General features: G+C 73.6%; 23 protein-coding genes. 3 read left to right on the top strand and 20 right to left on the bottom strand.

Features of this window, described 5'->3' with window-relative positions; translation table 11 throughout:
- Window position 1: 1 nt before the first annotated feature.
- The 16 genes from HHL10_RS17770 to HHL10_RS17695 all read right to left on the bottom strand — a co-directional run bounded on the left by HHL10_RS17770 (window position 2) and on the right by HHL10_RS17695 (window position 13632).
- The gene (locus HHL10_RS17770) at window positions 2–391 is read right to left on the bottom strand and encodes a GPW/gp25 family protein (RefSeq protein WP_169161735.1); all 390 of its coding nucleotides are present in this window, start codon (window positions 389–391) and stop codon (window positions 2–4) included.
- Window positions 388–669 (bottom strand): hypothetical protein, encoded by a 282-nt coding sequence (locus HHL10_RS17765; RefSeq protein WP_169161734.1) that lies wholly within the window; start codon window positions 667–669, stop codon window positions 388–390. The genes HHL10_RS17770 and HHL10_RS17765 overlap by 4 nt, the downstream gene beginning before the upstream one ends.
- An 18-nt stretch (window positions 670–687) precedes the next feature.
- Window positions 688–1404: a phage baseplate assembly protein V gene (locus HHL10_RS17760; RefSeq protein ID WP_205833095.1), complete on the bottom strand. Its 717-nt coding sequence runs from the start codon at window positions 1402–1404 to the stop codon at window positions 688–690.
- Window position 1405: 1 nt separating this feature from the next.
- Entirely contained in the window at window positions 1406–2527 is a 1122-nt protein-coding gene (locus HHL10_RS17755) for a phage late control D family protein (protein WP_169161733.1), read from the bottom strand.
- A gap of 5 nt (window positions 2528–2532) precedes the next feature.
- Window positions 2533–2808: a LysM domain-containing protein gene (locus HHL10_RS17750; RefSeq protein ID WP_169161732.1), complete on the bottom strand. Its 276-nt coding sequence runs from the start codon at window positions 2806–2808 to the stop codon at window positions 2533–2535.
- Between the two features lie 15 nt (window positions 2809–2823).
- Window positions 2824–3522 carry a hypothetical protein gene (locus HHL10_RS17745; RefSeq protein WP_169161731.1) on the bottom strand — a complete coding sequence of 233 codons (699 nt, stop codon included), beginning with the start codon at window positions 3520–3522 and terminating at the stop codon, window positions 2824–2826.
- Window positions 3513–3755, bottom strand: a complete 243-nt coding sequence (locus HHL10_RS17740) for a hypothetical protein (protein WP_169161730.1) — start codon at window positions 3753–3755, stop codon at window positions 3513–3515. The genes HHL10_RS17745 and HHL10_RS17740 overlap by 10 nt, the downstream gene beginning before the upstream one ends.
- Complete coding sequence (locus HHL10_RS30610; protein WP_235971604.1) at window positions 3752–5845, bottom strand: ATP-binding protein; 2094 nt, start codon at window positions 5843–5845, stop codon at window positions 3752–3754. Before HHL10_RS30610 ends, HHL10_RS17740 begins: the two co-directional genes overlap by 4 nt.
- A gap of 2 nt (window positions 5846–5847) precedes the next feature.
- Complete coding sequence (locus HHL10_RS17730; protein WP_169161729.1) at window positions 5848–7014, bottom strand: Pvc16 family protein; 1167 nt, start codon at window positions 7012–7014, stop codon at window positions 5848–5850.
- A gap of 3 nt (window positions 7015–7017) precedes the next feature.
- Window positions 7018–7797: a hypothetical protein gene (locus tag HHL10_RS17725; RefSeq protein ID WP_169161728.1), complete on the bottom strand. Its 780-nt coding sequence runs from the start codon at window positions 7795–7797 to the stop codon at window positions 7018–7020.
- 1 nt (window position 7798) lies between these two features.
- The gene (locus HHL10_RS17720) at window positions 7799–8503 is read right to left on the bottom strand and encodes a hypothetical protein (RefSeq protein WP_169161727.1); all 705 of its coding nucleotides are present in this window, start codon (window positions 8501–8503) and stop codon (window positions 7799–7801) included.
- Window positions 8503–9012: a phage tail protein gene (locus HHL10_RS17715; RefSeq protein WP_169161726.1), complete on the bottom strand. Its 510-nt coding sequence runs from the start codon at window positions 9010–9012 to the stop codon at window positions 8503–8505. The genes HHL10_RS17720 and HHL10_RS17715 overlap by 1 nt, the downstream gene beginning before the upstream one ends.
- A 19-nt stretch (window positions 9013–9031) precedes the next feature.
- On the bottom strand, window positions 9032–11029 hold the full coding sequence (locus tag HHL10_RS17710) for a phage tail sheath C-terminal domain-containing protein (RefSeq protein WP_169161725.1): 1998 nt from the start codon (window positions 11027–11029) through the stop codon (window positions 9032–9034).
- Between the two features lie 12 nt (window positions 11030–11041).
- Complete coding sequence (locus tag HHL10_RS17705; protein WP_169161724.1) at window positions 11042–11311, bottom strand: hypothetical protein; 270 nt, start codon at window positions 11309–11311, stop codon at window positions 11042–11044.
- A 305-nt stretch (window positions 11312–11616) separates the two neighbouring features.
- Window positions 11617–12969 (bottom strand): sigma-54 interaction domain-containing protein, encoded by a 1353-nt coding sequence (locus HHL10_RS17700; protein WP_169161723.1) that lies wholly within the window; start codon window positions 12967–12969, stop codon window positions 11617–11619.
- Between the two features lie 330 nt (window positions 12970–13299).
- Complete coding sequence (locus HHL10_RS17695) at window positions 13300–13632, bottom strand: hypothetical protein (RefSeq protein WP_169161722.1); 333 nt, start codon at window positions 13630–13632, stop codon at window positions 13300–13302.
- Window positions 13633–13873: 241 nt separating this feature from the next.
- Here HHL10_RS17695 and HHL10_RS17690 point away from each other — a divergent pair, with 241 nt between their 5' ends.
- Window positions 13874–14305 (top strand): hypothetical protein, encoded by a 432-nt coding sequence (locus HHL10_RS17690; RefSeq protein ID WP_169161721.1) that lies wholly within the window; start codon window positions 13874–13876, stop codon window positions 14303–14305.
- Window positions 14306–14327: 22 nt separating this feature from the next.
- Here HHL10_RS17690 and ada read toward each other — a convergent pair whose 3' ends face one another.
- Window positions 14328–15404 (bottom strand): bifunctional DNA-binding transcriptional regulator/O6-methylguanine-DNA methyltransferase Ada, encoded by a 1077-nt coding sequence (ada, locus tag HHL10_RS17685; protein WP_235971603.1) that lies wholly within the window; start codon window positions 15402–15404, stop codon window positions 14328–14330.
- A gap of 193 nt (window positions 15405–15597) precedes the next feature.
- Window positions 15598–15852 (bottom strand): H-NS family nucleoid-associated regulatory protein, encoded by a 255-nt coding sequence (locus HHL10_RS17680; RefSeq protein WP_235971601.1) that lies wholly within the window; start codon window positions 15850–15852, stop codon window positions 15598–15600.
- A 707-nt stretch (window positions 15853–16559) separates the two neighbouring features.
- On the opposite strand from HHL10_RS17680, the gene infA reads away from it, so the two are divergent.
- Window positions 16560–16823, top strand: coding sequence for a translation initiation factor IF-1 (gene infA, locus HHL10_RS17675; RefSeq protein WP_169161719.1), 264 nt, complete (start codon window positions 16560–16562; stop codon window positions 16821–16823).
- Entirely contained in the window at window positions 16820–17044 is a 225-nt protein-coding gene (locus HHL10_RS17670) for a hypothetical protein (RefSeq protein WP_169161718.1), read from the top strand. Before infA ends, HHL10_RS17670 begins: the two co-directional genes overlap by 4 nt.
- A gap of 90 nt (window positions 17045–17134) precedes the next feature.
- On the opposite strand, the gene HHL10_RS17665 is transcribed toward HHL10_RS17670, so the two are convergent.
- Both HHL10_RS17665 and HHL10_RS17660 read right to left on the bottom strand, forming a co-directional pair.
- The gene (locus HHL10_RS17665; protein ID WP_169161717.1) at window positions 17135–17563 is read right to left on the bottom strand and encodes a carboxypeptidase-like regulatory domain-containing protein; all 429 of its coding nucleotides are present in this window, start codon (window positions 17561–17563) and stop codon (window positions 17135–17137) included.
- The gene (locus HHL10_RS17660; protein ID WP_169161716.1) at window positions 17560–18564 is read right to left on the bottom strand and encodes a trypsin-like serine peptidase; all 1005 of its coding nucleotides are present in this window, start codon (window positions 18562–18564) and stop codon (window positions 17560–17562) included. The genes HHL10_RS17665 and HHL10_RS17660 overlap by 4 nt, the downstream gene beginning before the upstream one ends.
- Window positions 18565–18606 lie beyond the last annotated feature (42 nt).

The raw sequence follows: 18606 nt of genomic DNA, 5'->3' as shown, positions 1-18606 counted from the left end.
CTCAGCGCCCTCCACCCTGCAGCCTCATGCCGCGCACCTCGCCGGTGGCGACGATGCGGTAGCGCAGGTCCACGCTGAGCAGGGCCTCGGTGGCGTCCACCTCCAGCACCTCGACCACGACGCGGTGCCCCAGCCAGCGCGAGAGGTTGCGGCTGAGCGTGGCCTTGGCCAGGCCCGCGGCCACCGGGTCGTTGCGCTCGAACACCAGCCGCCTCAGGCCGGCCCCGAAGCCGGGCAGGAACGGGCGCTCGCCCGGCGCGGTCAGCAGCAGCTGCACCAGCTCGCCGCGCACGTGCTCGGCCAGGTCCGCCGGCGCCGCGCTGCGACCGTCGGCGCCGATGCGGAACGGAAACGCGAGGTGGCGGCCGCCCACGGGTGCTCCCTCGCTCATGAGCCGCCCCGATCCACGCCGAAGCTCAGCTGGTGCGCGTGCCCCTCCAGCGTGTCCTTCTCCACCGTGGTCAGCAGCTCGGCCTGGTGCGCCTCCAGGTAGCCCAGCACGCCCTTGGCGATGGCCACGAACAGGATGCGCCGATCCTGCCCGGCCGCCCCGTCGGGCAGGAACTGCCCCTTGGCCGCATGCCACTCGGCCTGCATGGCGGCCTCGATGGCGCCGGCCAGGCTGTCCTCCAGGTCGTTGACGGTGCCGGTCCTGAGCTTGTCGGCCATGGCGTCCTCCCGACGGTTTCAGCCGGTCTTGACCCGCGTCGACAGCAGCGAGGGCGTCGCCGGCGGGAAGGGTTGCGAGGGAATCATGGGCGTCACGGGAATGCCCAGCACCGTCTCGCCCACGTGCGTGTGCGTGCTGAACACCTGCACCAGCTGGTTGAGGTACTGCAGCAGGTTGTCGCCGAAGGCCAGCGGGTGCTGGGCGTTCTCCACCAGCTCGATCTGCGGCGCCTCCACGATCACCTTGGTGGCGGCCACCACCTTCACCTGGCCCTGGTCCACCTGCAGCGTCACGAGGTTGTTGCCCCGGGCGTCGGACAGCGTGGCGGTGTGGGCGTCGTCATCGAGCGCCAGCATCAGGCCGCTGGCGCTCTTGAGCGTCTTGTGCGGCGGCCTGGGCGCGCTGCCCTGCTCGTTCGCCGGGGGCTCGTCGCGGCTCCACCAGGCGCCGACCCAGACCGGGCGCGCCGGGTCACCGGCCTCGAACTCGATCCACACGCCCGCGCCCACCGGCGGCACCGCGTGCAGCCCCTGGTCCGGGCCGGCATAGGGCACGCACGGCAGCGCCCAGGGCGAGACCTCGGTGTCCAGCACCTCGGGCACGTAGGCGCGCAGCCGCGCCAGGCCCTCGGGGTCGTCCACGTCCTGCACGATGCCGCGGTACTTGCCCCAGAAGCGGCTGCGCGCCTGCGCCGCCAACTCCACGACCAGGTGCTCCAGACTGTCCTCGTTCATCTCAGAACACTCCCGAGAGCAGGCCGCCCAGGCCGCCCGCGCCCGCGGCCGAGCGCGCGTTGCGCGCCAGCGTGAAGCGCTGGCGGTAGCCGGCGTCATCGATGTGGTGCAGCACGCGCGACACCAGGTAGTCGCCGCTGAGCTGCGGCCCGACGCCCGTCACGCGCAGCCGCCGGTGCGGCCGCAGCACGGCGGGATAGAGGTCGCTGTCCACCTCGCCCTCGGCGCGGTAGGCCCAGGCCGAGAGGTTGGCCCCGGCGGCGGTGGCGGCGTCCACGTCGCCCTGCTCCTCGCGGGTGTGGGCCAGCAGCGTGGCGGCGGGCTCGACCAGGCCGTGCGCCGCCTCCTCGCCCAGCGCCGGGTCCCCGGCCTGGTCGGCCCGGGCCGAGAGCTGGCGCTTGTCCACGAGCTGCACCGCCGCGGCGCGCGGCGCCTGCGGGCGCAGCGCGTCGAAGCTGGCGCTGAAGCGCCCCAGGTTGCGCGCCTGGCCCAGCAGCACCAGGTCGGGCAGCCCCTCGTCTTGTGCCGCCAGCGCTTCGAACACGCCCACCGAGCGCCCGGGCGACTCCCCCGGCTCGACCCAGGCGAACATGCCCAGGCGCCGCGCCAGCGTGCGCAGCAGCTGCATGTTGGTGCCGCGCTGCACGATCCAGCGCTCCAGCGCCGAGGCCGCATCGGGCAGCGAGGCCGACACCCGCGCCGTGAGCCCGCCCTCCTCGATCAGGCCGCGCACCAGCCGCGCCAGCGGCTCGTCCTTGAAGACCACCACCTTCTCCTCGCGGTCCAGCAGCACGCTGTCGTCGTGCACCACGGCGATGAGGCGGCTGGCGTCCGGCGCGGCCTCCAGCTCGAAGCGCTGGCCCACCACCGGGCCGTCGATCAGCGGCACGAAGGGCGCCTCCTCGGCCGGGCTGAGCTCCACGCGCACGCGCGCGAAGGGCTGCGCCGGCGCGTCGTCGAAGCCCTGCCACGCCCCCTGGTCATCGGTGCCCAGCACCAGCTCCAGCTCTGCCGCCGCGGCCAGCCCGATGGCCTGCTCCACGCGGACGGCGCGCACCAGGTCGAGCTGGGCCTGGCCCAGGGGGGCGTCGTCGACGAAGACGCGGTAGCGGGCGGTGGGCATGGCGCTCAGTCCCCGGGCATGCGGATGACCCGGCCGGCGCGGCGCGTCAGCGCGGCGGCCTCGATCTCGGTGTTGGCGTCGGCGATGCGCCAGTAGCGCGTGGCCTCGCCCAGCCGCGCCTCGGCCAGCGCATCGAGCCGGTCGTGGGCCTGCACCTGCAGCGGCTCGCCCGCCGTGTCGGGCAGCGCGCGCAAGCGCACCACCGCCACCTCGCCCGGGCCATGCGGGTCGGGCACGGCGGCGGTGGGCAGGCCGGCGTAGCGGGAGCTTCTGGTGAACATGGTGCTGACTCCGGGCTAGAAGGGGATCAGGTCCACGGCGAACTCGACGACCTTGGCCAGGTTCAGCGTCGCCTGCGTGTCCTTGACCATCTGCGAGTACGTGAAGGCGCCGTGGCCCACGGGGTCGGTCTTGGCGGGCGGATCGGGCGCCACCGTCAGGCCGATCTGCACCTCGGCCTCGATGGGATTGAGCAGCATGTCGTACTGCTTCTCGGCGATGGTCAGGCTGCGGATGCGCACCGGCAGCACGCGCGAGGGACCCCAGATGAACAGCAGCCGCGGCAGCGACACGCGCGGCACCGGCTGCGTGGCCGCGCTGCCGCCGCCCCCCAGGACGTCGCCGATGGCGTCGATGGCCGCGCCCAGCAAGCCTCCCGGCGTGGCCGGCGGATAGACCATCTTCTCCAGCGCCGCGAGCTGCGGCCCCACGCCGAAGAGCCGCGGCACCGCGCCCACCGCGCCGCCGGCGCCCAGGTCGTCATGGGCCGAGAAGTGGGCCGTGAGGCTGAACTCCTCCACCGGCGGCGCCTCGGTGGCCGCGATCTCGCGCCGCGGCCGCAGCGCCACGCTCTGCTCGGCGCCGGGCGGCTGCGGGATGCGGATGGTGCGGCTGATGGTCTCGGGGTTGAACTGGAACAGCACGATGTTGGGGATCGGCCCCAGGAACTGGCCGCCGTACTCGATCAGCGCGCCGCGCATCGGGATCAGGGCCATGGCAGCTCCCTGCGCAAGGCCGCGGCCAGCGCGGCCGCCAGCGGTGCGGCCAGGGCCGCGGCGTCGGCCGCAGGCATGGCGCCGGACGGCGCCGTCCCGTCCTCCAGCGCGCGCTCCGGTGCGCCCAGCGCCCCGGCCAGCGCCGCCTCCAGCCGCGCCGCCAGCACCGACTCGTCCAGCGGCCAGCCGTCCAGCACCACCGACAGCGCATCGATGTGCAGCGCGCGGCTCATGGCGCCTCCTCCAGCAGCCGCGCATAGGCGCCGAACTGCTCCGGGCCGATCTCGCGCCCGCCCTTTTCCAGCTCGTGCCTGACGGCCCGCAGCACGTCGGCCATGTCCACGCGCGCCTCGTCCTCGCGCGCGGCGGCCTGCAGGCAGGCATTGAAGGCGGCCGAGCGGATCGTGCCGCCGGCGATCTCGAAGCGCTCGGCCAGGAAGCCGAAGTCGATGCCGCCCACGTCCACCGCCGCCGGGAACACCTGGCGCCACAGCCGCGCGCGCTCGGCCGCGCCGGGCACCGGGAATTCCACGATGTAGCGCAGCCGCCGCGCGAAGGCGTCGTCCAGGTCGCGGCGACGGTTGGTGGCCAGCACCGCCAGGCCCTTGAAGCGCTCCATGCGTTCGAGCAGGTAGCTGATCTCGATGTTGGCGAAGCGGTCGTGCGCGTCCTTGACCTCGGTGCGCCGCCCGAACAGCGCATCGGCCTCGTCGAAGAAGAGCAGGCAGTCCGCGGCCTCGGCGGCGTCGAAGACGCGGCGCAGGTTCTTCTCCGTCTCGCCGATGTACTTGCTGACCACCTGCGACAGGTCGATGCGGAACATGGGCAGCGCCAGCGCCGCCGCCAGCGCCTCGGCCGCCATGGTCTTGCCCGTGCCCGGCGGGCCGCAGAACATCACCGCCAGCCCGGCCTCGTTCCAGGCGCGCGCGCAGCCCCAGTCGTGATGCACGCGGCCGAGCGTGCGCATGCCGGTGGCAATGGCATCGAGCAGCCGGCGCGGGCGCGGCGGCAGCACCAGCTCCGCCAGCGTGAAGCGCGGCACCACGGGCTGCGCCAGCTGCTCCAGGTCCAGCGCCGATTCGGCCTGCGCGGCCTCGAACAGCGCCTGCGCCGCCTCCGGCCCACCCCCGCGCAGCAGCGCCTCCAACCGCGCCAGCGGTTGCTCCTGCAACCTGAAGCGCCGTGCCGCCTCGGCCGCGCGCGCCACCGCGCCGGGCGCGCCGCCAGCCTCGGCCGCGGCCCGCAGGCGCCGCCAGCGCTCGTCCAGCGTCGGCGCGGGCGGGTCGAAGGCCGGCGCCACCGGCACGCCCCAGCGGCGTGCGGCGGCCGGCTCCTCCATGGGCACGAAGCAGCGCAGCGGCAGCGCCGCCAGCCGCGCCGCCCAGGCAGGTGCAGCGCCACAGCCCTCCGCGTGCCCGGCGCCATGGTCCCAGTGCCCGGGCAGCAGCAGGTCGGCCCCCTGCAGCCAGGCCGCGCAGGCCAGCCCCGGCAGGGCCGGGTGCGCGGCGGTGATGTCCTCGCCCAGGCGCGCCAGCGGCGCCGGCACGGCCGCCGCCAGGCGCGCGGCCCAGGCCGCCAGGTCGGCGCCCGCGCACCGGCGCAGCGGCACCAGCTGCAGCCCGGTCGGCAGCGTGGCCCGCAGCCAGCGCGCCAGCGCGCGCGCGGCGGGCGGCAGCGCGGCGCCGTCGCCCTGCAGCGGCGTCAGCGCGCCGGGCCAGGCCGGCCGCGCCGGGTCGGCCAGCAGCACCCGCGCCACCGGCGCGGGCATCGACAGCGGCGCCTCGGCGTCGGCCGGCGGCTCCAGCAGCCCGAAGCGGTAGAGCGCATGCGTGGGGTCGGCGCAGGCCACCACGGCCAGCGGGTCGTCCCACAGCCGCTGCGCCAGGCCCAACGTGGGATAGGGACGCGCCGCGTCGTCCAGCGCCGCCGCCGCCACGGCGCCCAGCGCCGCGTCGGCGCGCGCGGCCAGCGCGCACGCCAGCACGAACTGCGCCGCATCGTCCAGCGCCAGCGCCTGCGCCACCCGGTGCCAGCAGCCCGCGGCAGCATCGCCGTGTGGCGCCTGCAGCTGCTGGCTCAGCCAGCGCGCCGTCACGTCCTCGGCGAAGAAGCGCTGCTGCTCGGCACGCAGGCGCAGCAGGTCCAGGCTGTCCTGCGCGGCATCGCCGAACGGCGGCAGCGCGGCGCCCCCGCCGCGCCGGTGGCGGCACCAGGCGGTCTCGCGGCGCAGCCGCAGCGTCACCTGCGCCAGCCAGTGGCGCACGCCGGGGTCGGCCGGCGCCAGGGCCGGGTGGAACAGCGCATGCGGCTGCGGCGCGTTCATGCTCAGCTCCAGTCCAGTTCGGGCGCCTCGATGGCCTGCTGCCCGTTGACGCGCAGCAGCACCCGGTAGCGGCCCGTGGGCAGCGCCTGCGCCGCGGGCACGCTGAAGCGCCGCTGCGTGCCGGTGCCGCCGGCGTCGGGCTCGAACAGGCCGTGCGCCTCGCCGTTGCGGAACAGGCTGGCAAACACCGAGGCGTCGTCGCCGCCGAGCTGGCTGCCGTTGACCACGAAACGGCCGAAGCGCCGCCCGGGCGGCGCGGGCGGCGCCGGCGTGGACAGCGCGCCGTCCAGCGCCACCGAGCCGAGCACCGGCAGCAGCTCCACCAACAGCGCGTTGCTGGTGATGCGGCGTCCGCTGGGCAGCACCCGGGCGATGAACAAGGGATAGGCCCCGGCCGCCATGGGCGAGGCCGCCGGCACGGTGAAGGTGGCCGTGCCCGGCGCGCCCGGCGCCAGCGGCAGCACCGTCGTCCCCAGCTGCACCTCGGTGTAGCCGGCCAGGTCGGTGCCGCGCAGCGTGACGCGGGTCCCGGCCACGAAACGCGCCGGCTGCAGCGAGCCCAGCACCGCGCCGAGGCTGGGCAGCACGCTGATGCCCGCGGGCGCCGGCGGCCCCGCGGGTTGGGGCACGACCGGGCCGATGCTGCGCACCAGCGGCGCCCAGGCGGGCGGCTGCTCCAGTTTCAGCAGCAGCGGCCGCACCTGCAGCGCGGCCGACACGCGGTAGCTCTCCTCGCTGCCCTGCATCAGCTTGGACAGCAGGTCCACGTCGGCGTCGTCGAAGCTGAGCTTCAGGGGCTCGGGGTTGTCCAGCAGCGCCAGGTCGGTGCCGGAGGGCCGCACGAAATTCAGCTCGTGCAGCACCGCCATGCCCTGGCCGAGCAGCCGGTGCGCGAGCGTGGAGTCGCTGTCGCGCGCGTCGTCGAAGGCGGTGAGCAGGTAATGCAGCACCACCCACAGCGGCGGCACCTGCCCGGCATCCAGCGGAACGTTGCGCAGATGGGCATCGATCGTCACCCGGTACAGGAACAGGTTGAGCCGGCGCCCCTGCCCGCTGGCCGAGGCCTCGGGCCGGCCGATGACGACGGGCAGGCTGTTGAGCGCCGTGGACAGCCGCCGGGCCAGCAGCTCGCCCAGCACGCCGATCGCCTCGCTGCTCGGGCTGGCCACGGCTCAGCTCCAGCGCAGGTGGTGGCGCGCCGCGCTGAAGCGCAAGCCTTCCAGCGGCCGGCGTGCCGGCGCTGGCTCCACTGCGGCCGCCGCTGGCGCGGGCGCCATGGCGGGCGGGGGCGGCGCGGGCGGCATCTGCAGGGTGAGGGCGACGCGGCCAATGTGCACGGCGACCTGCGCCGGCGGCAGGGCGGCAGGGGCAGGCCCCGCCGCCGCGTCGCGGGGAACGGCCGCCGGTGGGGCGGTGCCCTCGGCCATGGACCGGGCCGGCAGGAGCCGTGGCAACTGCGCGGCCAGGTCCGCCAGCGTCCGCGCCTGCGGCGCCTCGGCGGCGTCCGGTGCCGCGCCCTCAGGCCGGGGCGCGAGCCGGCGTGGTGCGGGGCTGGAGGCCCGGGCTCCTGCCGACGGCGCACGGCGGGGAACATCAGCCGGCACGGTACCGGGCCCGGCCGCTGTGGCGGCCCGCGCCAGCGGCGCCGGCCAGTCCGCCGACGGCATCGGCGATGGCGAGCCCATCGGTTGCAGCAGCCCTGCCGGCGGCGCGACCGTGGCCTCGCCCGGCGCTTCCGCTCCCAGCCCCGGCCCGCTCACCCACGCCAGCGCCTGGGCCAGCGTGGGGACTGGCAGCGCGGCCGGCAGCGCGCGCTCCAGCGCCGGCGGGGTGCCGACGGCGACCGGTGCTTCGACCTCGGCGAGCTGTTCGATCCCGGCCGGAGCCTGGACCGGCGGCACCGCGGCCGCCGCGGGCGGCCGGATCAGGCGCTGCAGGTAGCGGCTGCCCATCTCAGGCCCCGTCGTCGATGCAGCCGAGGTAGAAGGCGCGCCGCCACGCCGGCAGCGCGGCGATGTCGCGCTCGCTCCAGTGGAAGCTGCGCGCCAGGGTGGCGATCTCGGCCAGCAGCTGCCGCTGCGCGCGCGCGAAGGCGGCGATCAGGTGCGCCTCCAGGTCCAGCGTGTGTTGCGCCGTGGCGCCGCAGTCGGGGCACTCCAGCGACAGCACCAGCTCGCGCAGCGGGTCCTGCGCTGCCAGCGCCTCGTTGAGCGCCTGCACGCTGGCCTCGTCCACCGCGTCCGGCGCGCCGTCTTCGAGCAGCTCGGCCGCCGCAGCCCGCAGCGGCGTGCCCTCGCGCTGCCAGCGCGCATGGTCGGCGCCGGTGGGCAGCCGCGCACGCAGTCGCCGTCCCCGCGCCTCGAACTCCACCGCCGTATCGCCCCCCGGCGCGCGGCGGCAGGCCGCCAGGTCGATCTCGGCCTCGAAGCCGGCACCGCACTGCGGGCAGCGCAAGGGCACGGCCTCGGTGGCCGGCGCCTCGGCCAGGCGCACCGCCAACAGCGCGTCCAGCCGCCGCGCCAGGCTCCAGCGCGGCGCCTCGCCGCCCTGCTCCGGCACGCAGGCGCGCAGCAGCGCGTCCACCGCCAGGGCGGGCTGCCGCGGGTCCAGCCGCGCCGCCAGGTGCGCGGGGTCGCTGCCGAAGGCGACGCAGCGCATCAGGCGCTCTCCGAGGGCTCGGCGGTGTCGGCGTCGCGCGCCCAGCCCTCCAGCTCGATCTTCAGGCTCTCGATGGCCACCGCGTTGGCGTTGGCGTCGAGGTCGGGCAGCGCCGTGAACTCGCTGACCCAGCAGCGGAACAGGAAGTAGCGCAGCGCCACCTGGCCGCGCTCGTTCATCACCTCCAGCGTCAGGTCCTTCTTGTAGTTCACCAGGTCCATGGCCGGGTCGCCCTGGTAGCTGTGCACCTGGTTGGCCCAGCGCTCGAACTCCAGGTCGTGCGTGACGCCGCGCTCCATGCTCAGCGCCTCGAAGCTGGTGCGCCCGGGCGACTTGTGGTCGTGGCTGTTGTCGCCGCCGCTGCGGTGCTTGACGACCTCGGTGGTGCGCTTGAGCGCGCCGCACTTGCTCACGCCCAGCACGGGCTTGCCGTCCCACAGCACCCTGAACTTGAAGTTCTTGTAGGGATCGATGCGGTGCGTGTTGACCACGAAACCGGTATTGGCCATGGCGCGTCCTCCGTGCCGCTCACAGATCGCCCGCGATCTGCTGGATCTTGATGACCACGAACTCCGCCGGCTTGAGCGGCGCGAAGCCCACCTCGATGTTCACGATGCCCTGGTTGCGGTCGTCCTGCGTCGTGGTCTCGGCGTCGCACTTGACGAAGAAGGCCTCCTTCGGCGTCGTGCCCTGGAACGCGCCCTGGCGGAACAGCGAGTTCATGTAGGCCCCGATGTTGAGCCGGATACGGGCCCACAGCGGCTCGTCGTTGGGCTCGAACACGACCCACTTGGTGCCGCGGAACAGCGACTCCTCCAGCATCAGCGCCAGGCGCCGCACGGGGATGTACTTCCACTCGCTGCCGGCCTGGTCGGCGCCGTCCAGGGTGCGCGCGCCCCAGCTCACCAGGCCGTAGATCGGGAACACGCGCAGCGCGTTGATGGCCAGCGGGTTGAGCACACCGTTCTCGGCGTCGGTGAGGCGGTAGTCCACGTCGTCGATGCCGCGCAGCGTGGCCTCGATGCCCGCGGGCGCCTTCCACACGCCGCGCTCGGCGTCGGTGCGCGCGAACACGCCGGCCAGGGTGCCGCTGTTGCCCCGGCTGCGCGGGCGGTACTCGGCCAGCGGGTCGGCGATCCTCAGCCGCGGGAAGAACAGCGCCGCGTTGCGGCTGCGGAAGTTGCCGTGCGCATCAAGCCAGTCCTTGACCTCGGCGACCTCGTTGATGGCCTCGGGAATGTCCACCAGCATGAAGGCGCGCCGGCTCTGGCAGAAGGCGATGGCCTTCTCCACCACCTGGCGCATCTGCGCATCGTCATCGGCTCCCAGCACCGCCGCGCGCGGGATGCACAGCAGGTTGAACAGGTCCACCCGGCGCAGCGCGTAGATGCCGCGGTCGTTGGCCTCGGCCACGGCGCCCACCAGGGCGTCGGCCGTCGGCGGCCCGCCGTCGGCGCCCTCGTCGCCGACCACGTAGCCCGCGGCGCCGGCGGTGGCCGGATCGGTCACGCCCAGCGGGTACTGCTGCACGTTGACGGCAGCTGCGGCGGCAACGAGCTTCAGGTCCGTGGCCGTGGTGTCGGCGCCGTTGTTGGTGAACACCACGGTCTCCTGCAGGCCACGGTCGGGGTCGCGGCCGGCCCGCACCACCAGGCGGGCGTCGGCCGTCACGTCCACGCGCGCGCCGGTGAGCGCCGGCGGCGTCGGCGCGCTGCCGGCGGCCGGCTTGGCGGTGCGCAGCGCCTGCTGCAGCCGCGTGGCCAACTGGCCCAGCGTGCGCACGGCATTGGCATCCCACGGCGCGAGCTCGGCGACGAACTGGGCGCCCGTGCCCACCCTCACGCCCAGGCTGTTCTCGCTCAGCGCGTCGAGCTGGGCCTGGGTCAGCGCCAGCGTGCCGCCGGTGGTGCCGTTGGCGGCCGGCACGCCGGCCGTGCCCGGCTTCTCGTCGGTGGCGCGCACCAGCTTGGAGTCCGCCTCCAGCACCTTGACGACGTAGCGCGGGTCGTTCGCGTCGTCGCGGGTGACGTTGAGGAAGCGCTCCTGCGTGAGCACCGGGGCGCTCCTGGCATTGGAGGCATGGCGCGTGATGGTGAGGTTGAAGTGCGTGCCCGGGGTGTCGGTGAGGTGGTCGATCTCGGCGCGCAGCGTGTTGCCCCACCGGCCCTCGCTCGCGGCGCTCAGGGTCAGCAGCGCATCGCCGGCCAGGCTGGTGCCGCGCACCTGCGCGCTCGCCGACGCCGGCGCGTCGCCGCCGTCATCGTCCGAATGGGAGCGCACCACCAGCGCGTGGCCGCCGCCGTTGAGGAAGAACTGCGCGATGGCGTGGCTGGCCTCGCTGCGCGCGTCCAGGCCGCCGAAGACGCGCGTGAAGTCCGACATGCCGAAGATCTCCACCGCCTGGTTCATCGGCCCTTCGCGAAAGAAGTCCACGAACGCGGTGATGGAGGTGGCCACGCTGGTGATGGTGCGCACGCCACTGGAGACCTCCTGGATGTAGACGCCGGGGTAGCTCACTTGCGCCATGGACGGGCTCCTTCATGGATCTCGATGCGGACGGGGCGGACGGCCCGCGGCAGCGGGCGGGCGCCGGTAGAAGCGCCGCCCGTCGCCGGTGTCGAACCACTGCAGGTGGCCGCTGCGGCACAGCCGCTCCAGCAGCGGCTGCAACTCCTGCGCACTCGCCTGCAGCGCCGGCGGCAGCCACCAGCGCGCGATGCCGTCGGCGGTGTCGCAGGCCTGTGGGTTGGCGCGCAGGTAGCGCAGCAGCGCACGGCGGAGGGCAAGGTGGCGGTCATCGGCGGCCATTGCAGGCGAAGCAGGACGACCGCCCTTCCGCAAGCCCGGTGCCAGCCTGCCGCCGCGCGCAAGTGACTGATTCATATGGGGTGCCGGCATCGCACCGCGCCCAGGCCAGGACGGAGCTGTCCTGCCTCGGCAGGGCGGCGCGGCCCGCGTCCCCCGGCCACCACGGCAGGACGAAAAAGTCCTGCCCTCGCGGCCGAATGTCCTGGTGCACGGCACGGTCGGGCCGAGGCCGGGCCCGTCGCCGCCGGGGGCGGGCGCAGGGGCAAGGGATCAGGGCTGGCCCGGCGATCGGCCGGGCGGGGGTGTCAGCCGGCGCCGGTGTCGGCCTCGGCGCGAAAGCGCGCCGGCGTGATGGCGTGCTTGCGCATGAGCTCGAAGAACGCGCGGCGGTCCTTGCCCGCGTGTTGCGCGGCGCGGGTGACGTTGCCCGCGCAACGGGCCAGGAGCTGCTCGATGTAGCTGCGCTCGAACTCGCGCACCACGCGCCGCTTGGCCAGGTTGAAGGGCTCTTCGCCCGGGCCCGCCCCGCCCTCGCCCATGCCGGGCAGCTCGATGTCGCACGCACCCAGCTCGGGGCCCGGCGCCAGCAGCACGGCGCGCTCCAGCGTGTGCTGCAGCTCGCGCACGTTGCCCGGCCAGGCATGGGCCTGCAGCCGCGCCAGCGCCTGCGGCGTGAGCCCGGTGACGCCGCGCCCGTACTGTCGTGCGAAGCGCTGCACGAAATGGCGTGCCAGCGCGGCGATGTCGCCGGGCCGCTCGCGCAGCGGCGGCAGCTCCAGCGCCAGCACGTTGAGCCGGAAATAGAGGTCCTGCCGGAACACGCCACGGGCCACCAGCTGCGGCAAGCACAGGTTGCTGGCCGCGATCACGCGCACGTCGGCATGCCGCACGCCGCTGGCACCCACCGGGCGGTACTCGTGCTCCTGCAGGAAGCGCAGCAGCTTGACCTGGGCCGGCAGCGCCAGGCAGTCCACGTCGTCGAGGAACAGGCTGCCGCCCTCGGCCTCCCGCACCAGGCCGCCGCAGCTGGCGTGCGCGGTGGTATAGGCGCCCTTGACATGGCCGAACAGCTCGTTCTCGACCAGCCCTTCCGGCAGGGCGCCGCAGTTGACCGCCACCCAGGGCCCCGAGCGGCGTGCGGAGAGGTAGTGGATGGCCTGCGCGCACACCTCCTTGCCGGTGCCGGTCTCGCCCAGGATGAGCACGCCGGCGTCACAGCTGGCGAACACGGGCAGCTTGTGCACCTGGCGCAGGAAGGCGGGGTGGGTTCCGACCATGTCGCGCAGCCGCGGGTCCGGCCGCGCCGACGCCGCGGCCACCGGCGCGGCCGGCACGAGCACGCGCTGCAGCCGCGCGCCGAGCTCGCCGGCGCTGCAGGGCAGGCACATGAAGTCGTGCACGCCATGCTCCAAGGCCGCGCGCAGCTCCTCGGCGCGCAGTGCCAGGCCGGCCAGCAGCAGCGGCAGCTGCGCCGCGCGCCAGTGCTGCAGGGCGCCGTACAGGCATTGCAGCCCGCCGCCGGCCGTCACGAACAGCGCGGCCCGCAGCCCGGGCTGGGGCGGGGCGGCGGCGCCCAGCAGCGTCGGCTCCATGCCGAGCCCGGCCAGTTCGCCGCACAGCGCTTCGGCGGTCCCCAGGGTGGTCAGTTCCGAAATCACGGCGCAGCGTCCGGACACGATTTCCGCTGAGCCGCCGGGGCCTGGACTGTCGTGGTTCATGCAACGCCTCCCCGTTCCTGGAGGAAAAGGCGAGTGTAGGCATCGCCCCAGGCATGAAGCACTTCCGAAGGTCACATCGGTCCGGGCCTGTGCCCGGACCCCCTGCGACGGGCCGCTGAGGCCCGTCGCGCCTCGCCTCCCGGCCGCGGGCGGGGGTTTCAGGGCTCGCGGCACTCGTGCCGCGTCGGCTGCGGCGCACCGGCCCGATGCGAGGTGCAAGGACCGGCGGCACAGGAGCGGCATCCAGGGATGCCGGCTCGGGAAGGCGGCTCAGGCCGCCGCGGTGGGCCGGGCGGCCTGCTGCGCGGCCTTGGCCAGCGTGGTCGGAGCCTGCTGCATCAGCGTCGCGCTGCCCTGCCCCAGCTCCATGAGGAACTCCATGTAGTTCTTCATCAGACCCATCATCAGGTCGGCCAGGGCATTGGAGGGCAACTGCATCGGCGCGGTTGCCGACGGCTGCAGGAACATGCGCTGCGCCTGGGCCATGGCCTGCGACACCACCTCGGGTGACAGCGAGAACTTGGTCAAGAGCTCGAGGTTGGATTGCGCCAGCTTGGTGAACGGGGCCATGAACGGCTGCATCACATCGGTGGTGGTAGGCATGGAAACTCCTGCGGGTTGTGAATTGAAAACACGCGGACCGCGTTCCGGCGGCGCCGGTCACGCTCCTTCGTCAGCCCCGTTTCGCCGGCCCTCCGGCCCGACAGACCCGGGTTTCTACCGATGGAGCAGACGGCAGGCCTGCCCCGGCCTGGGGCGGCAGGGAGCCGCTGCGTACACGGCCCGAGCGCCGCGGCTAAGCCCCGTGTCGGCGCGGACACCGACGCGCTGCGCAGAATGGGACATGGTTCTCAAGCTTTCCCATCTCGGGGCCGCGCTGCTGCTGGCCTGGGCCGTGGGCGCGTCGGCGGCCGACATCGAGCCTGCCCGCTGCGTGGCGGTACTCAAGCTGCACTCGAACGACCTGGCCGAGCAGGTGAAGGACGGCAACGCCGCGCGCCGCCCTGAATTGCTGCAGACGCTGCGCCAAGGGGCGGCCTTCATCGGCAGCGCCTATCTGCATGACGACCTGGGCGACGAGGACAGCGCCAAGGACCGCCTCGCGGCGGCGGAAGACGAGGTGCGACAGCTGGATGCGCCGCAAGCCCGCGCCTTGCGCACCCGCTGCAGCACCCAGGCCGACACCTTGATGCAGCAGGCACCGGGCTGGCAGCGCAAGGTGGTGGACCACTTCGCCCAGGCCCGCATGAAAAAGCTGCTGCAGCCGCCCCACTGAGGCCTGACCCGCGGCCCCGTGCTCAGTTGCCGTCGGGCGCGGCGGCCTCACGCGCCAGCAGTGCCTGCTTGCGCTCCACACCCCAGCGGTAGCCCGACAGGCTGCCGTCGCGCCGCACGATGCGGTGGCAGGGAATCGCCACGGCCAGCACGTTGGCCGCGCAGGCGCCGGCCACGGCCCGCACCGCGGCGGGGCTTCCCACCCGCGCCGCCAGCTCGGCGTAGCTGAGCGTCTGGCCGGGCGGGATCTGCTGCAGCGCCTGCCAGACCCGCTGCTGGAAGGCCGTGCCGCGGATGTCGAGCGGCAGCGTCACCGTCCGGCGCGGGTCTTCCACCAAGCCCACCACGCGTGCCACCAGCGCGCTGAAATCGGCGTCGTCGCCCTGCAGCCCGGCCTGGGGAAAGCGGTCCTGCAGCTCGCGCACCAGCGCATCCGGATCGTCGCCCAGCGAGATGGCACACACGCCACGCTCGCTGCACGCCACCAGGAGCGCCCCCAGTGCGCACTGCGCCACCGCGAAGCGGACGTCCGCCCCGGCCCCCCCGGCACGGTAGCGCCCGGGGGCCATGCCCAGCAGCCCGTCGGCCTGGGCATAAAAACGCCCGCTGGAGCCGAAACCGGCACCGTACAGCGCCTGCGTCACCGACTCGCCGCTGCGCAGCCCGGCCTGCACGCGGCGCGCGCGCAGCGCCTGCGCATAGGCACGCGGCGTCACGCCGATGACGGCCTTGAACACGCGCCGCAGCTGGGCTGCGCTCAGGCCCGCCTCCCGCGCCAGCGCATCCAGCGGCGGAGGGCTGTCGCTGGCCTCGATGTGGCGGCACAGCGCCGCCACCAGCTGCGCCCGCTGTGCTGCCGGGCCCGGACCGTCCGGATCGCAACGCCGGCAGGCGCGGAAACCGGCGGCACGCGCCGCCTCGGCGCTGTCGAAAAACGATACGTTTTCGGGCTTGGCCGGGCGCGAGGGGCAAGCGGGACGGCAATAGACGCCGGTGCTGTGCACGGCATAGAAAAAGCGGGCCTGCGCATCACGCGCCAACAGGGCGGCCCAACGCGGATCGGCAGCGACGCGGGCGTTCGGCAATTCAAGGCCATTCATTTCGCGACATTCCGGCAAATTCGATGGCCGAACTGTAGGCGCCGGCCGCTGCACGATCACTCCGGAACCGGACATCAAATTCGGCGCGCCAGGGTCGGCGACCTGTCGCGCCCCGCCGAAATGGCTTATGCCGGGCGGTGGCCTTCACGCCCCGCAGCCGCCTGGACCCCCCCGCGCCGGTGCACGCACCTGCTCAGGCAGCTGGCCCGGCCTGCTGCTGCAGCGCCTGCTGCTCCTGCTGATATTCGGGCTTGAGCTCCACCACGCGGTATCCCTCCTTGAGCAGCGCCCGCCTCAACCACTCGGGATGCTCGCCGTCGCCATTCCAGGTTTCACCGGTGATGGGATGCCGATATTTGACATAGCCCGGCGGCGGCATATTCCGCGGGATCACCGGAACGGCCATGGCCTGCCCCAGTTCTTCGGGCTCGATGTTCCAGAACTCCATCAGCTGCCGAATCTGGTGCATGGCAATGCGCCGCGCCTTGCTTGCGTTTTCAAGGTCTGTCATCGCTCGAAATTGGGGCAAACGGCCTGGGCCGAACGGGCTGGCTCGTGCTCCGCGCACAGCAATCCGTGCGCCTGTTTCTAAAGCTAACATTTTTCATACGAATGCGGGATTGCTTGCGGCATGTTTTTACGCGTTTCGATCACCCTTGAAAAGTCGAGGACGGCCGCTGCGGCTTGCTGCTCGGGTTGACGTCCCGGATGGCGGGCGCAAGCGGCGACAAGCACATGCCGCCGACAAGGTCGCCGCGCGGAGCGCGCTGGGCGTGACCATGTAACTGATACATTTTCGCGACGGCCCGCGTGATGCGGCCCGCGCCTGAAAGCCTGTACCCGACCGACGCAGGCTTCCTCGATTTCCCACTTCTCGGTCTTCGTCCCGGACGGCAGCCCGCGTGAGGGCCTTCCGCTCCGGCCCGCGACCGCGCCGTCCGGCGTGGGTTGCTTGTTCTTACCGGTCCATGCGGCGGATGGCTTTCCGGCGTCGCCTCAAAGCGTCACGTTGCCGGCCGGTTCTTGAAAGCGCTCCATCAACACCCTTGCGCACTTCGACCCTGACCGCCGCGTGCCCTTGGCCCGGCTCCAGCGGGCCGGCACGCAGCGCGTCCACGGCCCATTCCTCCAACCCCTTACAGCGAGCATGACCCCATGGCCAAGGAAGAACTGATCTCGATGAACGGCGTGGTACGCGAAGTGCTGCCCGACTCGCGCTTCCGCGTGGCGCTGGACAACGGCCACGAGCTGGTGGCCTACACGGCCGGGCGCATGCGCAAGCACCACATCCGTATCCTGGCCGGCGACAGCGTGTCGCTGGAACTCTCGCCCTACGATCTGAGCAAGGCTCGCATCACGTTCCGTCACCTGGAGCGCCGCGGGCCGCCCCCCGAGCACCGCGGAGGAGCCCCCCGATGAAGCCGCAGCAAGACGCCCCCAATACCGTCATCCAGGACGACGGACTGCGCTACAAGCGCAAGGCCGCCGGCTCGCCGTTCAGCACCGGCGGCAGCGGCATGCACATGGCCACCATGTCCTGCTTCAAGTGCGGCACGCACCGCCCGCGCGCCGAGCTCCAGACCAAGCGGCTGCTGGGCAAGAACCAGCTGGTCTGCGCCGCGGGCTGCAAGTCCCGCTGAAGCTTGCGAGGCCGTCGGCGCGCGTGCACCCGATGCGGCGCCCGATGCCGGCCCGGGCGTGCCGCTCGACATCCGAGAGCGCGGCGGCCCTCACCGCGGCCCGGGCAGTGGTGCACACCCCCCGGGCGGCGGCGCCTCCAGGACGAGCGTCGCCACGCCGTCGTCTGCGGCCGCGGCCACCTCGCACGACACCATCTCGCCCAGCCGCGCGCGCAGGGCATGGCGGCCCGGCGGCAGCGGCCAGCGGAAGCGCCCGTCGGCGCCGCTGAGCACGCCGATCTGCGGCAGCGGCCGGGGCGGACGCTCCAGCGAGCGCGCCTCGATGACGGCCTGCGCCACCGGCCGCCCATGCGCGTCGACCACACGGCCAACCGCCCCGGACGCCGACGGCACCAAGCTGCCGGCCTGCGCCTCGGACCCCACATCGACCGACACCGGCTGCTTCGACACAGCGCAGCCCGCCAGCGCCACCAGCGCTGCCGGCGCCAGCGCGGCCAGGCATCGAGCCCCTCGCTTCAAGGCGCGTTCCTCCACGCCGTCAGGTGGTCCGCCACCGAATAGGTGATGCGCGTGCCGCTGTTGGTGCCGTCGAACTCGCCATAGGTGTGGATGGCAACGGCGCAGGTACCGAAGCAGTCCGCCAGGCTGGCGCCGCGGTCGGCTTCCAGGACGGGCGCACCGCTCTGGCCGCCGCCGGTGTCGATCCCGTAGCGGGTCTTGCGCGCCTCGGAGACGACGATGTGGCCGGCACCGCCCCACAGCGTGCCGTAGGGCTTGTCGCCGGGATAGCCCATCAGCAGCACCGACAACCCCGCCTGCGACGCCAGCGTCGGGTAATAGCCGAGCCAGCCCGTGGTCTCGCCGATGGCGCAGTTGAGCTTGAAGGCGCCGTAGTCGTACTCCTCGCTGCCGGCTTCGGTCCAGCGCGCCACCGCGAACAGGCGCCGCGCCGAGCAGGAGCCGAAAGGCGCCGTGCCGGCATTGAAGGCCGGGTAGAACTTGACGTCGTAGCTCCAGGTGCCGCCCGCACCGCCCTCATGCACGCAGTGGCCCGCCGTCACCACGGTGTCCTTGCCGATGAGGAAGCCGGTGCAGAAGTAGGAGCTGCCGGCCTGCGAGTAGGTCATCAGCCCGATGGCGCGGTAGGGGAAGCCCGACTCCCGCGGGTAGACGCGAAAGCGCCGGTCGCGCCCGATCACCGTCTCCGGCCGCACCGCCGTGCCGCCGCGGACATAGGGCGGCCGCTTGGCCTGGAAGCGCTGGCTGAAGGCCGCGTACTCGGCCGGGCTGAGCGTCATGGCGCGGAATTCCGCCTTGGCGTCCGGCGCGGTGCCGGCACCCCAGGCACCTTCGAAGGAAGCGCCGGACACCACGCGCTGCGGGGCCGGCTCGGCCAGCGCGCTGCCGTCGCTGCTGACCGTGCGCTGCTCCGCGGGCTGCGCCAGCACTGTGCCGCTGGTAGCCAACAAGCCTGCCCCCGCCAGGGCGCAGGCCGCCATGAAAGCCGTTCCTACGTTCATGTACGCGACTCCGTTGCTTGCCCCAACCATGGAGCAACGTCG

Origin of the sequence: Azohydromonas caseinilytica, assembly GCF_012927045.1 — a bacterium.
GTDB classification, from domain to species: domain Bacteria; phylum Pseudomonadota; class Gammaproteobacteria; order Burkholderiales; family Burkholderiaceae_C; genus Azohydromonas; species Azohydromonas caseinilytica.
Note: the sequence above shows the minus strand (reverse complement) of the source record. Positions and strands in the feature narration are given on the sequence as shown.